We start from the raw sequence: 14236 nt of genomic DNA on the forward strand, positions 1-14236 counted from the left end.
AGCGGTCAGGAGAGCATGGCCAGGGCCAGGCCGACGGCGGTCCCGAGCGACCAGACCAGCATGATCCTGGCGGTGTCGCCGAGCACGGCGACCAGCTCCCGTCCCTCGACCCCACCGAGCACCCGCCGAATCGGTGAGATGGCCAGCGGCGCGGCCAGCAGCCCGAGCAGCATCGGCAGGCTGCGCAACCCGGCCAGCAGGCTGAGCAGGAACGGGATCGAGATCAGCGCCGCGTACAGCCACCGGGTGTGGGTGTCGCCGAGCAGCACCGCCAGCGTGCGCTTGCCCACCACGGCGTCGGAGCCGATGTCGCGCAGGTTGTTCGTCACCAGCACCGACGCGGACAGCATGCCGACGCCGATCGCGGCGACGATGATCAGCGCGCTGGGCGGCCCGCTCTGCACATAGGCGGTGCCCAGCACGGCGACCGGCCCGAAGAACACGAACACCGCCACCTCGCCCAGCCCGAGGTAGGCGTACGGATGCTTGCCGCCGGTGTAGAACCACGCCCCGAGCAGGCACACCGCGCCGACCGCGAGCAGCCACCAGTGCCGGGTCAGCGACACCAGCAGCACGCCGGCCAGCATTCCGGCCGCGAGCCAGGCCAGCGCCATGGTGCGCACCGCCTCCGGCGCCGCCACGCCCGAACCCACCAGCCGCAGCGGCCCCACCCGGTTGTCGTCGGTGCCCCGCTTGCCGTCCGAGTAGTCGTTGGCGTAGTTGACGCCGATCTGCAGCGTCACCGCCACGACCAGCGCCAGCAGCGCGTATCCCGGTTGCAGGGCTCCGGTTCCGATCGCTCCGCCGGTGCCGACCAGCACCGGGGCCACGGAGTTCACCAAGGTGCGGGGGCGGGCTCCCTGAACCCACTGCGCAACGCTCGCCACGGCGACACGCTACCGTGACTCTCGATCGCGCGCGGGTCAGCAGTCGCCGATGCGGACGTCGTCGGCGAGCGTGACGTCCTCGCCCGGCAGGTACTCGCCGGGGCCGATCCGCAGCCAGCCGTCCGGTGTGGCGCATTCCACGGCGACGCCGGCCTCGGCGGCCGCCACGCCGACCGACGGGGCGTCCTCGGTCGGGGCGGAGCGGACGGTCAGGGCGTCGGAGACGGTGTCCACCCGGCTCAGCGCGCGGCCGCCGGTCCACAGGAAGGTGACGCTCACCTCGGTGGTCCCGGTCAGCCCGAGGGCCTGGCGGAACAGCCGGTCGGACAGGTCGATGCCGGCCGGGTTGCGCACCGTGCGCCCGGTGCCGTCCTTGCCGTCGTTGTGCCTGTCGTGGAACGCGGCCTGCGCCTCCGGCAACCCCTGCGGCAAGGCATGGAACTCCTCGCGTGTGACACTCCAGTAGTCGTCCCTGGTGTTCCACGGCCCGACGTCCCACACCGGTGCCCAGGCGCAGCGCGGGCCGAACTCCACGTCCGGCGCGCACACCTTGACGCTGTACTCCGAGCCGTCGGTGTCGGACAGCACCCGCCGGGACGGCAACGCCACGAAGTAGTCGTCCGCCGTGACCCGGTGGCCGTTCGCGGTGCGCCGGTGCAGCAGCCCGAGCCGGGTGGCGTACACCTGGAAGCTGTCCGGCTCGCCGGGCGCGGCGACCGTCATGTTCGTCGCCGGCTCGGCGTGCGCCCGTAGTCCGTGCACGGTGGGGTCGCCGCCCGCCAGCAGGACGCGGAGCTGGAGCTGGGTGCTCGGGCCGGGCAGTTCGGTGGGGCGGCCGGGAACGCTGGGTAACCATTCGCTCCAGCGCCCGCCGAGCAGCCGGCCGCGCACGTCCACCTCGGCCGAGGCACCGGGCGGGACCCGCGCGTCCAGCGTCGGGGTGACCCTGGCGGCGGGTTGGGCGAGCGGTTGGGCGGGCAGGGTGAGCAGCCCGGTCGGCGCGGTCAGCCGCAGCGCGCCGTCCTGGTAGACGGTGTCGACGGGGTGGCCCTGGCTCAGGTCGACCACCCAGTCCGGCTCGGCGGCGGCGAGCACGGGCGCGGGCGCGGGCGTGGGCGGTTGCACGGCCAGCCCGCCGGCCAGCGCCGCGGTGATCAGCGGGGCCAGTACGGATAACCATCCGCTCATGGCGTGAGCAGATACGACGAACGGGTGGGAATCAACATTACGGAGCGTGAGTTGCCGGAACGGGTGGCGCCCGTCAGGGTTACGGACGGCTCAGTATGCGGGCGACCTCGGCGCGGTCGGGCTTGCCGATGCCACGCAGCGGAAGCTCGGGCAGCGCGCGCAGCAGCTTGGGCACCGAGGGCGCGCCCAGCTCGTTGCGGACGGCGGCGTCCAGCTCGGTAGGGGTGGCCGCGTCCGGCTCGGCGAGCACGAGGGCGGCGGCCACCAGCTGCCCCCACTCCGGGTCGGGCAGGCCGATCACGCACGCGGCGCGCACCCCGGGCTGGGCCATGAGCACCCGCTCGACGGCGGCCGGGTGCACCTTCTCGCCGCCGGTGGTGATCACGTCGTCGGCGCGGCCGAGCACGCGGAGCCGTCCGCCGTCCCATCGTCCCAGGTCGGAGGTGCGGAACCAGCCGTCCGCGAACGCCTCGGCGGTCAGCTCGGGCCGTCCGAGGTAGCCGCTGGCGAGCACCGGCCCGGCCAGCGAGATGCGGCCGGAGCCGTCCAGCCGCACCTGTACGCCGTCCAGCGGCACGCCGTTGTAGACGCACCCGCCGACGGTCTCGCTCATGCCGTACGTGGTGACCACCGTGACCCCCGCCGCGCGCGCCTGTGCCAGCAGCGTCGGTGAGGCGGCCGCGCCGCCGACGAGGATCGCGTCGAAGCCGCGCAGCGCGTCAACCTCGGCCGAGCCGGCGGCCAGCACCCTGTGCAGCTGGGTGGGCACCAGCGAGGTGTAGCACCGGGATCCCGAGGCGAACAGCTCGGTGGCGGCCGCCGCGAACCGGTCGGGACGAAACCCCGAGCGGTTGTCCAGCACCGAGGGCCGATGGCCGGCGAGCAGCGCGCGCACGATCACCTGGGAGCCGGCCACGTGGTGCGCCGGCAGCGCCAGCAGCCAGCGGCCGGGTCCGCCGAGGCGCCGGTGGGTGGCGTCCGCCGAGGCGCGCAGCGCGGCCGAGCCCAGCGCCACCCGCTTCGCCTCGCCGGTGGAGCCGGACGTCTCGATGACCAGCGCCGTACCGTCGATCCAGCCGTCGTTCGGGGCCGTCGCCGGCCGGCTGTCGTACGGCTCCACGGCGGGGCCGCCGCGCAGCGCGTCGGCCAGCGCGTCGGTGAGCGCGGCCGCCGAGGACGGCGAGCCGTCGCAGGCCACCGCGCGGACGGGGGGATCGAATGCCACGCCTCGACTCTGCCACGCGAGCGCGTGATCGACGGTACAAGCGTCACGGGCGTCACGGGAGCAGCCGCAGGCCGTCCTCCAGCGCGAGCCGGGCCGCGGACGTGCGGCCCTTGGCGCCCAGCTTGTCCAGGATGTGCTCGACGTGGTGCGCCGCGGTGCGCTCGCTGATGTCCAGCCGGTGCGCGATGGCCACGTTCGGCAGGCCGTCGGTGAGCAGCGTGAGCACCTCCAGCTCGCGCACCGTCAACCCGCGCGCCGAGGCGTCCGGCGCGGTGACCAGCAGCGTGCCCCGCTCGACCCGGGACAGCCGCACCCGCCACCACCGGCCGCGCCACCGGTGCCGGTACCAGCCGTCACGCTGCAGGTGACCCGCCCGCCGCCATCGGGCCACCCGGCGCGGCAGGTCGGGGTCGCCGGTGCGGTTCGGCGTGCCGGACAGCGGTACCACCGTGCCGCGGTCGGTCACCACGGCGGCGTGTTCGTCCGGCCCGAGATCGACGAGCCCAAGCCGCAGCCGTCGGGTCACGTCCACGGCGGCGGCCAGCAGCGGTGCCGCGTGGTGCAGCGCGAGCATCAGGGTCGGCGTGGGCAGGTCCGCGTCGGTGGTGCTCATGTGCAGGTCGCCGGCGTAGCTGCCGGTGCGGGTGGTCAGCCGCGCGGTGGCGCCGCCGGCGAACCCGGCCGGCCGGAACACCTGGACCACCGAGCGCGTCTGGGTGTAGTCCACGTGGACGTCGCGCCAGCACCGCGCGCGCTTGCCGGGGTGGTCCACCAGCAGCCGGTAGCCGACGTCGTCGGACAGGAACGCCGGCGAGCGCAGGAAGTCCAGGACGTTGCTGGTGTAACCGGTGGAGCAGAGCGCGCGGTGGCTGTCCGTGATCGGGTCGTAGCAGGTCAGGGTGGCCGCCGCGACGGGCTCCCTGGCGCACAGCTCGGCGAGCACGTCCGCCGCTGCCTCGGCGGGGTCGTCGCGGCCGTGCGCGGCGGTGGCCAGGCGCAGCGACAGGTCAAGCGCGGCTTCCATGAGCGACCACTCCGCAACGGTGAGGAGACGTCGACGCCCGACAGTCTGCCCCTCGGCGCCCGGCCGGGCGAGTGCTCACGGGTCCAGCGGCGGCAGCGGCTCCGGGTCGGTGAAACGTTTCAACACGTTGCCGGTGAGGCGCGAGACGTCGTTGTCGTACCCGTTGTGCGCCAGGCTGCCGGCCCACGCGATCGATCCGGTGGAGAACACCGCGCCCCCGCCGGCCGTGGTGAAGTACACGATGTCGCCGCGCACCTGGAAGTGGTCGGTGCCGCCCATCCCGTCGAACGGAAAGTAGATCTCCTCGGCGACCAGCGGATAGTTGTCCGAGTGCCGGCCCGCGCTGGTGGCCAGCAGCAGCGCGTGCGCCGGGGTGCCCAGCGTGAGGTCGTACCGATCGCACTCGTGGCCCGCCGCGCCGCCGCCGACCAGCCCGTGCGCGCCGATCTCCGCCTTGCCCTCCAGTCCTTGGGTGATGAACCCGGCGCGCGGGTCGGCGAAGTCGGTGAGCGTGGTGTACGGGGAGGAGCGGTCCATGCCCTCGGTGGCGAACCCGACGCCGAACAGCTTCTGCGGCGCGCGGCCCCGGTTGCGCCACAGCCCGCCGCGCTCCGGGGCGAACGCCATGTGCAACTCGCCGGGGCGCGCCTGCCAGGCCCGGCAGCCCGCCTCGCCCTTGCGGACCTCGATCAGGTGCGGCTTGTCCGGGTGGTAGGCGATCACCCAGTAGAACCCGTTGCCGCCCAGGTACATCGCGCGCCCGCCGGCGCCGAGGTAGGTCTCCCAGGCGTCGAGCATCCGGGTCGAGTAGTACTCGGGGTGCGAACCGGTGAGCACCACCTGGTAGCGGGCGAGCAGCTCGGCGCCCTCGGCCTGCAGGTCCTCGTCGGTGGCCACGTCGAACTCGACGCCGGTGCCGGTCAGCCAGTCGACGATGTGCAGGTCGGCGGGGAACTGCCAGCACGAGCCGGTGCTGTGCCGGAAGCCCGGTCGCATGGTGATCACCGGGCGCAGCCGGCTGGTGTGGCCGACGCCGGAGCCGTCGGTGTGGTGGTCGTAGGTGGACGAGCCGAACTCCGGGTGCTCGATCAGGTGCAGGTCCGCGCCGGCCATCACCGAGGTGTGGCCGAGGATGGACTGCGCGACCGGGACGTCCGGGACGATGTGGTCGTTCGCGTACGCCAGGTAGCTCGCGGTGGGGAACAGCAGCAGCACCTTCGCGGTGGCCGTGCCGCGAGGCGGGAGGACCCAGAACGGGACGTGGTCGGTGTGCTCGCGGTAGGTCACGCGCAGCGCGTAGACGCCGCTGGGCAGCTCGTCCGGGATCGTGAGCGACAGGTCGGTGTCCCAGCCGGCGTCGTCCAGCGCGTCGTCGTGGAAGTGCACGGCGCCGTACTGCTCGGGGGCGTGGCGGTAGTTCTCCTCCTCGCCCGTCCAGTTGCGGCCGGTCATGCCCCGGTACGGCGCGTTGTGGCCCCGCCCGTGCCAGCCGTTCGGGCCGGTGTCGGTGAAGGTGTCCGAGGGGACTCCGTGCGCGCCGATCTCCGCCCCGAAGTCCCAACTGGCGACTAGACCGACGGTCGGTCTGTCTTCGGGGTTGGGCGGGGGTTCGGTGAGTACGGACGGCGAGTCGAGCTTGCCGTTCAGGTGCGCGACGGTTGCGCCGGCCACACCGTCCCAGCAGGCCGCGAACGCGGTCGGCGCATCGGCCGCCGCCGGCACGGGCGCGTCACGGCCGCTGCCGGCGGTCGCGCGGGCCAGCCCCACGGCCGGGCTCCACAGGCTGTTCGTCGAGGTCAGGGTCGGTTCGGCGCGCACGGTGGTGACGCCGTCGCGCCAGCCGGCGGTGATCGAGTACCAGGTCCAGGCGTGCAGCGGCTCGTCGGTGAGCGTCTCGTGCACGGACTCGCCGTCACCGAGCCGCAGCGCCAGCCGCCCGCCGTCGGTCAGCCCGACCCACCAGCCGCGCCCGGTCGCCTCGTCCCACCGGGAGACCAGCGCCTGGTCGCGCAGCGCCGGTGTGGTCGGCTGCGCGAACACGTGCACCCCGCCGGACGCCCCGAGCGCGAGCCCGCCGCGGTCGTCCACCAGCACCGCCGACCCGGTGCGGATGTGCTGGGTTCGCGCCGGGTAGCTGCCCGACGCCGGGGTAGCCACCACCTGTTCGCGGAACCCGGGGCCGTCCGGGTTGGTGTCGCCATTGCGCAGCCGGACCACGTCGGCCCGGAACTCCCCGTCACCGTCGCAGCTGATCTTGAACTCGATCGTCTCGCCGGGCGCTACCGAGAACCGGTCCGGGTAGCCGACCACCGACGGCCTGGTAACGCCGGTCATACCGCCACCCCCAGCTCGCGCACCCGACGCAGGAACACCGCGTGCATGGCGTCCGCCTCGGTGGCGTAAGGCCCGTCGTCGAGCACGCGCGGTGGCTCGCCCCGCACCCCGGTCAGCGCCGCGATCCGGTACTCCGCCCAGGGCCGGACGGCCACGATCACGTACTTGCCCTCGACCGGCGCCCGGCGCAGGTACCGCAGCACCCGCTGCAGGTTGTCGCCGTGCGGCCCGGACGGGTTCGCCGCGTGCTCGGCGATCACCTCGTCGGTGACCAGCGCGGCGGCGCGTGCCCGGGCGCCGGCGTCGAACAGCTCGTAGACCTCGAGTTCCCGGTCGCGCATGCCGCATCCGCCTCTCGTGGTGGGATGCGCTCAGGGAACATGTGCCCCCCGCCACGTTCAATGGGCAAACCTGCCCATAACCCGTCCGCGAGTCGGGGATCTCAGCACACCGAGTCGCGGGCGGGTGTGACGGTGGTCAGTAGTACCAGGGGAAGCGGGTCCAGTCCGGCGGGCGCTTCTCCAGGAACGAGTCGCGGCCCTCGACCGCCTCGTCGGTCATGTAGGCCAGCCGGGTGGTCTCGCCGGCGAAGAGCTGCTGGCCGACCAGGCCGTCGTCGATCAGGTTGAACGAGTACTTGAGCATCCGCTGCGCGGTCGGCGACTTGCCGTTGATCTCCTTCGCCCACTGGATGGCGGTGGCCTCCAGGTCGGCGTGCGGGATCACGGCGTTCACCGCGCCCATCTGGTGCATCTGTTCGGCGGTGTACGGGCGGCCCAGGAAGAAGATCTCCCGGGCGAACTTCTGCCCGACCTGGCGCGCGAGGTACGCCGAGCCGAAGCCGCCGTCGAAGGAGCCCACGTCGGCGTCGGTCTGCTTGAACCGGGCGTGCTCGGAGGAGGCGAGCGTGAGGTCGCAGACCGCGTGCAGGCTGTGACCGCCGCCGGCCGCCCAGCCGTTGACCACGGCGATGACCACCTTCGGCATGAACCGGATCAGCCGCTGGCACTCCAGGATGTGCAGCCGCCCGGCGCGCGCGGGGTCGATGGTGTCGGCGGTCTCGCCGCTGGCGTACTGGTAGCCGGTGCGGCCGCGAATGCGCTGGTCACCGCCGGAGCAGAAGGCCCAGACGCCGTCCTTGGGGGCCGGGCCGTTGCCGGTCAGGAGCACGCAGCCGACGTCGGAGCTCATCCGGGCGTGGTCCAGCGCGCGGTACAGCTCGTCCACGGTGCCGGGGCGGAACGCGTTGCGCACCTCGGGGCGGTCGAACGCGATGCGCACGGTGCCGTGCTCGACGTGACGGTGGTAGGTGATGTCGGTGAGGTCGAAGCCGTCGACCTGGCGCCAGGCTGACGGGTCGAAGGTCTCCGAGACATCGGGATCAGGGGTGGTCACGGGCGCCACCCTATGACCAACAGAATGCCGCCCAGGCTCGACGGGGCCGGGTCGAGCCTGGGCGGCGGTGCGGGAGGTTGATCTCAGTTCGTCCCGGTGGGAACCGAGCGGACCGAGGTCCCCGCGTGGGGAGCGTTCGGATACGTCGTTGTCATCCCTCGGTGCGGGCCGGGCTGGCGTTCCCGCTGCCCGAGCCGGTGCTGCCCGCGTTCGAGGCCGTGTCGGGCGCGGCGGCCGGCTTGGCGTTGCACGGCGGACCCCAGAGCCCGGCGTGCCTGCCCTGCGCCGACGCCTCGGCGGCCTTGATGTCGCCGGACATCTTCGTGGCCTGCGGGCTGTCGTAGTAGCGGACCATGCCTTCCTTCGCGGCCTTCACCGAGTAGTCGGTGCCGTCGGCCAGCTTCAGGAACGCCAGCCGGTGCCCGGCCCGGCTGGTCATCTGCTGCGACGGGTCGGAGACCAGGGTGACCTCGGTGTTCGCCAGCTCGTGCGAGGCGAACGTCTTGGCCGCCGCCGCCCCGCACTGGTTCTTGTCCAGCCTGGGGGCGACGATGCCGAGCACCTCGACCGGGCCGTTCACCTCTTCGCCGGCCACCTCGACGGTGTCGCCGTCGACCACCTTGGTGATCGTCACCTTCGGTCCGACCGGCGACTCGGCGGCGGCCGGCGCCGGGCTCACCGGGGCGGCCTGCGACTGGTCCTGGTGCATGAACTTCGCCCCGCCGACGGCGGCGAGCGCGAGCACCGCGGCCGCGGCGGCGCCCGCCCAGACCCACTTCTTGCGTCCGCCATCGGGGCCGAACTTCGGCGGCTTGATCTTCGGCTCCACCCGGCGCGGGGACCGGACGGCCTCGGTCTCGGCCTGGATGCGCCGCACCGCGCCGGTCAGCGTCTGGTCGGGCACCCGCCAGACGATGGGTTGCGGGCGCTCGCCGTTCTCGGCGTTGTCGGCGGAACCCTCGGCGTTCGGCTTCGCGGCCGCCGCTTCCGGCGTGTCCGTCGCGGGGACCGGACCGACCGCGCCGATGGCGGTGGTCGTGGCGTTCACCGCGACGGTCGGCTCCGAGCCGTCGAGCAGCCGAGGCGGCACCGCGAGCTGGGTGGCCGTCTCCTCGGCGGCCAGCTGGCTGACCGGCACCTCACCGACGATCACCGGCGAGATGCCGATCCTCGTCTCGGCGTGCCTGCCGTTGAGCGGCGAGTGCGTCGGCTGGAGCTGCTCAGGGGCCTGCGGCGCGTGGTGCTGGCCGGTCTGGGTCGCGGCGGCCTGCTGCCGCACGACCTCGTCGGTGACCGGCGCCATGGTGGTGGTGACGCCCGGCTCCTCGCTGGTCGGAGGGGCCACCGGTGGCACCGCGCCGGTGCCGTTGGGCTGCTGGACGCCGGGCGGCATGACGCCCCGAGGCACCGCGGTCGTGGCGTCCTGAGGGCTCGTCACCTGCGTGACCGGCGTCGCCTGGGTGGCCTGCTGCTGCTCGGCGCCCGGGGCGACCGGCGGCGCGCTGGGCTGCGGCGCCGACGACTCCGCGGGCGGCTGCTGGGCCGGGATGGTCCCGGTCCGCGACAGCAGGGTCACCGGGACCGCGCCGTTGGTGTAGATCGCGGCCGGCGACCTGCGCAGCAGCGGGCTGCCCTGCGGCAGGTTGTGCAGCGGCACCGCCGGGATCGGAGGCATCGACGGCGAGGTGTGCGAGCCCCGCGAGGCCTGCGAGGCCTGCGGCGCCGACTGGCCGACGGGCGTGCCGTGGCCGTTCTGGCCGCCGTGCCCGTTCTGCCCGTGCCCGTTCTGCCCGCCGTGGCCGTTCTGCCCGTTCGTGCTCGCGGCCTCGGCGCGCTGGGTGTCCTGCTGCCCCGCCGTGATCCCGGGCCAGCGCCTCGGGTGCGACGAACCGCCGTTGTCCCGGTTCATCAGCGCGCGCACCAGGCCGACGACCTCCTCGCCGTCGGCCAGCGCGACCTCCCGCAGCTCGGCGACGCTGTTCGAGTCGGAGACGGTGATGGTCCCCCGACCACCATCGACCACCCACTCGGCGGTGGACAGGCGCTCCAGCGGGAAACCCTCGCTGGCCTGTCCGCTGCGCCCGTCCCTGAGCAGGACAACCCGCAGGTCGGTGACCGCGAGTAGCCCGGCGCCGGCGCCGTAGACACCGGAGGCCAACCGCTGCACGGTCTCGCCCTCGCGGAGGTAGGCAACGAGCTGCCGGATCTCCCGATTGACGTCGTACGCGGATGTCATGCGCGCAGCCGCGGTCGCGATGTCAGACCTGAGCTCCATGGCGACATCCCCCAATCGCTTGTGCTCATGTCGGCCGCGTCCCCGGCGGCTCGACTTCCCGTGAGGCATAACGACCTATTCACGGGCTCGATACTGGCGACACTCTTTTCCCGGCCGTCAACGGAAAGTCGCGAGCCGCGAACTTGATGTTCCCAGCACTAGGCCATTCGAATTACAGAGGCAAATTTCATGCGTGTAATTCTACTGTTATTGCAGGTTGTCGGCTTGCGTGAGTTCGACCACTGTGAGGGGGGTCGCACGCCCGTTTGCACGCAAGTCTCGTTCCGTCGCCCTGGCCCCTAGCGGCACACGGCCTGGAGCAACGGCATTGTCACTCGGATGGGCTAGAGATTCGTGTCGCCCTGAAGTGGTATTGGGGCGGAACCGGGGGCCGGCGTCCGGCTGCGTGAGTCGTTGACCGGTGGCATGCCAGGTGACACCATCCGGCGATGGCCGCCGGGCGTTGCTGCCTCCGCGCTCTCCGCGCTCGGGTGCCGTTCGCATGAAGCAGGTCCGGCAGACGGCCACCGTCAACGCGCAGGTGCTGGAGGCGCTTCGCGCGGCGGTGATCACCGGCGAGCTCCAGCCGGGCACCCTGCACTCCGTGCACACCCTGGCCGAACAGCTCGGGGTCTCCCGCACGCCGGTCCGGGAAGCGTTGATCAAGCTCGCCGAGCAGGGCATGGTGCGTTTCGAGCGCAACCGGGGCGTGCGCATCCTGCAGACCTCGCTGCACGACCTGGAGGAGGTCTTCGCGCTGCGGCTGCTGCTGGAGGTGCCGGCCACCCGGCGCGCGGTCGGTCAGCTCGGCGCGGACGCCCGCGGCGAGCTGCGCGCGGTGTTCGCGGCCATGGAGCGGGCGGCCGACGCCGACGACGCGCCTCGGATGTGGCAGCACGACAGGCGCTTCCACCGGGTCCTGCTGGAGGCGTCCGGGAACGGCCGGCTGGCCGAGTACGTGGACGGCCTGCGTGACATGGTGCTGCGCCGGGGCGTGTCCACCGCGCACCAGTCCCGCTCGCTGGCCGACATCGTCGCCGAGCACCGCGCCGTGCTGGAGCCCGCGCTGGCCGGGGACGCCGACGCCGCCGCCGAGGCGATGCGCGCGCACATCCTGCACACCGCCGAGCTGCTGGTCGCCCAGGAGGCCGGCTCGGCACAGGGCGAGGTGGACGTCGACCTCGGCTGGACCTACCGGTGATCACCGAGCGGCGTTATAAACCGACCCGCATGCGTCATTGACCCGGTGGCATGTGGCATGCCACGGTTCTGTGGCGTAGACCACCCCTCAGTGTCGAAGGGACCCGCCATGGCTACCGCTAACAAGGTGAGCGTCATCCCCTGCGGGGCGATGTCCGCCGATCTGACCTGGCTGCTGCTCAAGCCCGGCAAGGCCATCCAGGACCGCAGCCACCGCGACACCCCGGCACCGTGGGTGGACGTCCCCACGCACTGCGTGCTGGTCGAGACCGACCAGGGCAAGCTGCTCTGGGACACCAGCTGCCCCCGGGACTGGGAGGAGCGCTGGGGTCCGACCGGCCTGCAGGAGTTCTTCCCGTACGACCGGGTCGGCGACGACGAGTACCTGGACTCCCGGCTGAACCAGATGAACGTCGGGCTCGAGGACATCGACCTGGTGGTGCTGTCCCACCTGCACTTCGACCACGCCGGCAACGCCCAGATGTTCAAGAACACCGGCGCCAAGCTGCTCTGCCACCAGCGGGAGAAGGAGTTCGCGTTCGGCTACGAGGGGTTGTTCAACGGCGCACACCTCAAGACCGACTACGAGGGCCTGCCGTTCGAGACCGTCGACGGCGACACCGAGATCCTGCCCGGCGTGACCCTCATCGAGACCCCCGGCCATACCACCGGCTGCATGTCCATGCAGGTCGACCTGCCCGACACCGGCACGATGATCTTCACGTCGGACGCCGTGTACCTGGGCGAGAGCTACGGTCCGCCGGCCACCCCGGCCGCGATCGTGAACAACCTGGAGCAGTGGTACGCCTCGGTGGAGAAGCTGCGCGGCATTCAGGAAAGGACGAACGCCCAGATGGTGTTCGGGCATGACGGCGAGCAGATCCACAAGCTGCGCCTGGCCCCGGATGGTGCGTACACATGACCGGTCTCGATCTTCGTGAGGAAACGATCTTCACGTGGGGGGCGCCGCCGCTGAAGTTCGGCGCCGGCGCGGCCGACGAGGTCGGCTTCGAGATGTCCGCGTACGGCGTGCGCCGGGTATTGATCGTCACCGACTCCGGGGTGAACGCGCTGGGCGCGCCGGCGCGTATCGCGGACAACCTGCGCCGGTACAAGATCGAGGCGGAGATCTTTGACGGCGTGCACGTCGAGCCGACCGACGACTCGATGAACAAGGCCGTCGAGTACGCCCGCGCGCAGGGCGACTGGGACGGTTTCGTGGCGGTCGGCGGCGGCTCCGCGATCGACACCGCGAAGGCGATCAACCTGCTGACCAGCTGCTCCGGCGAGCTGATGGACTACATCAACAAGCCGATCGGCAACGCTCGCGTCCCCGACGGCGCGTTGAAGCCGATGATCGCGATCCCGACCACCGCCGGCACCGGCTCGGAGTCCACCGCCATGTGCGTGCTGGACATCCTGTCGATGAAGGTCAAGACCGGGATCAGCCACTGGCGGCTGCGGCCCACCCTGGCGGTGATCGACCCGCTGCTGACGATGACGCTGCCGCCCACGGTGACCGCCGCGTCCGGCATGGACATCGTGTGCCACGCGGTGGAGTCGTACACCGCGCGCTGGTACACCACGTTCGACCGCAAGCAGCCCGAGCAGCGGGTCACCTACTGCGGCTCGAACCCGGTCTCCGACCTGTGGTGCGAGCGGGCCATGGAGCTGTTGGCGCGCTCGTTCCGGACCGCCGTCCACAAGGGGGCCGAGGACGTCGAGGCGCGCTCGGACATGATGATGGCGGCCACGTTCGCTGGCATGGGGTTCGGCAACTCCGGGGTGCACATCCCGCACGCCAACGCCTACCCGATCGCCGGCATGGTGCGCGACTACGTCCCGGCCGGCTACCCGCCGGACGAGCCGATGGTGCCGCACGGCCAGTCCGTGTCCCTGACCGCTCCGCAGGCGTTCCGGTTCTCCTTCGAGAGCGCGCCGGAGCGGCATTTGCGGGCGGCCGCGCTGCTGGACCCTGGCGCGGAGACGCTCAACGACGCGAGCGAACAGCTTCCGTCCGTGCTGATCAAGCTGATGCGCGACATCGACATCCCGAACGGCATCGGCGGCGTGGGCTACTCCGAGTCCGACGTGCCCGACCTGGTGCCCGGCACCATGAAGCAGCAACGCCTGCTGGCCACCTGCCCGAAGACCCCGACCGAGGAGGACATCGCCGACATCCTCACCAAGTCCGTCCAGAACTGGTAGCCGCCGATGCCGATCTACGTGTACAGGTGCGAGTGCGGGCGGCGGTTCGAGCGGCTGGCCGGGTTCGACGCGGCCGCGCCGATGTGCCCGGACTGCGGCGGCCAGACCCGCAAGGTGCCGGCCGGGTTCAGCCTGGGCGGCCAGGCCGACTCCGGGCTGACCCGCGACCAGATGCCCCAGACCTGGCGCGGGGTCTACGACGGCAACCGCGAGTACGTGTCCCAGATGCGCCGGCGGTGGGAGAACCGGCAGCGGCTGGAGGCCAAGCACCCGGAGATCGCCGGCGACCAGCGCCCGATCCTGGCGCACGAGGGCAGGTTCCACGACGCGCCGCTGCGCGCCGGCGACCCACTGCCCGGCCAGGGACACGGACATGGTCATGGTCACGGACACGGCCATTCGCCCGCTCCGGCCACGGAGAACACCACCGGGAAGAAGTCCGAACCGAAGCCCGAGTCAAACTGAGCACGTGAGCTACCCCGAACAGACAGACATCCGAG

Annotated in this window: 12 protein-coding genes; 4 read left to right on the forward strand and 8 right to left on the reverse strand. The window is 72.3% G+C overall.

The genetic code is table 11. From position 1 onward, the window contains the following. Nucleotides 1-5: 5 nt before the first annotated feature. The 8 genes from N912_RS0135465 to N912_RS61015 form a co-directional block, all read right to left on the reverse strand. Nucleotides 6-887, reverse strand: coding sequence for a 1,4-dihydroxy-2-naphthoate polyprenyltransferase (locus N912_RS0135465; protein ID WP_028926157.1), 882 nt, complete (start codon nucleotides 885-887; stop codon nucleotides 6-8). A gap of 36 nt (nucleotides 888-923) precedes the next feature. Beyond that, nucleotides 924-2075: a hypothetical protein gene (locus N912_RS56680; RefSeq protein ID WP_051581261.1), complete on the reverse strand. Its 1152-nt coding sequence runs from the start codon at nucleotides 2073-2075 to the stop codon at nucleotides 924-926. Between the two features lie 79 nt (nucleotides 2076-2154). Further along, nucleotides 2155-3300 carry an o-succinylbenzoate--CoA ligase gene (gene menE / locus N912_RS0135475; RefSeq protein WP_037068333.1) on the reverse strand — a complete coding sequence of 382 codons (1146 nt, stop codon included), beginning with the start codon at nucleotides 3298-3300 and terminating at the stop codon, nucleotides 2155-2157. A 52-nt stretch (nucleotides 3301-3352) separates the two neighbouring features. Next, complete coding sequence (locus N912_RS0135480; RefSeq protein WP_028926159.1) at nucleotides 3353-4324, reverse strand: helix-turn-helix transcriptional regulator; 972 nt, start codon at nucleotides 4322-4324, stop codon at nucleotides 3353-3355. Between the two features lie 75 nt (nucleotides 4325-4399). Then, entirely contained in the window at nucleotides 4400-6658 is a 2259-nt protein-coding gene (locus N912_RS0135485) for a N,N-dimethylformamidase beta subunit family domain-containing protein (RefSeq protein WP_028926160.1), read from the reverse strand. Continuing rightward, nucleotides 6655-6999, reverse strand: a complete 345-nt coding sequence (locus tag N912_RS56685; protein WP_051581262.1) for a N,N-dimethylformamidase alpha subunit family protein — start codon at nucleotides 6997-6999, stop codon at nucleotides 6655-6657. The genes N912_RS0135485 and N912_RS56685 overlap by 4 nt, the downstream gene beginning before the upstream one ends. Before the next feature lie 136 nt (nucleotides 7000-7135). After that, entirely contained in the window at nucleotides 7136-8053 is a 918-nt protein-coding gene (locus tag N912_RS0135495; RefSeq protein ID WP_028926161.1) for a 1,4-dihydroxy-2-naphthoyl-CoA synthase, read from the reverse strand. Between the two features lie 151 nt (nucleotides 8054-8204). Next, nucleotides 8205-10289 (reverse strand): thermonuclease family protein, encoded by a 2085-nt coding sequence (locus N912_RS61015; RefSeq protein WP_156994246.1) that lies wholly within the window; start codon nucleotides 10287-10289, stop codon nucleotides 8205-8207. Nucleotides 10290-10830: 541 nt separating this feature from the next. Here N912_RS61015 and N912_RS0135510 point away from each other — a divergent pair. The 4 genes from N912_RS0135510 (at nucleotide 10831) to N912_RS56700 (ending at nucleotide 14201) form a co-directional block, all read left to right on the forward strand. Then, the gene (locus N912_RS0135510) at nucleotides 10831-11529 is read left to right on the forward strand and encodes a GntR family transcriptional regulator (protein ID WP_028926162.1); all 699 of its coding nucleotides are present in this window, start codon (nucleotides 10831-10833) and stop codon (nucleotides 11527-11529) included. A 108-nt stretch (nucleotides 11530-11637) separates the two neighbouring features. Further along, nucleotides 11638-12450, forward strand: a complete 813-nt coding sequence (locus tag N912_RS0135515) for an N-acyl homoserine lactonase family protein (RefSeq protein WP_028926163.1) — start codon at nucleotides 11638-11640, stop codon at nucleotides 12448-12450. Then, entirely contained in the window at nucleotides 12447-13736 is a 1290-nt protein-coding gene (locus tag N912_RS0135520; protein ID WP_028926164.1) for a hydroxyacid-oxoacid transhydrogenase, read from the forward strand. The genes N912_RS0135515 and N912_RS0135520 overlap by 4 nt, the downstream gene beginning before the upstream one ends. 6 nt (nucleotides 13737-13742) lie before the next feature. Next, complete coding sequence (locus tag N912_RS56700; RefSeq protein ID WP_064745486.1) at nucleotides 13743-14201, forward strand: FmdB family zinc ribbon protein; 459 nt, start codon at nucleotides 13743-13745, stop codon at nucleotides 14199-14201. The last annotated feature ends 35 nt before the right edge of the window (nucleotides 14202-14236 follow it).

It is taken from the genome of Actinospineispora acaciae DSM 45401 (assembly GCF_000620785.1).
GTDB lineage: Bacteria > Actinomycetota > Actinomycetes > Mycobacteriales > Pseudonocardiaceae > Pseudonocardia > Pseudonocardia acaciae.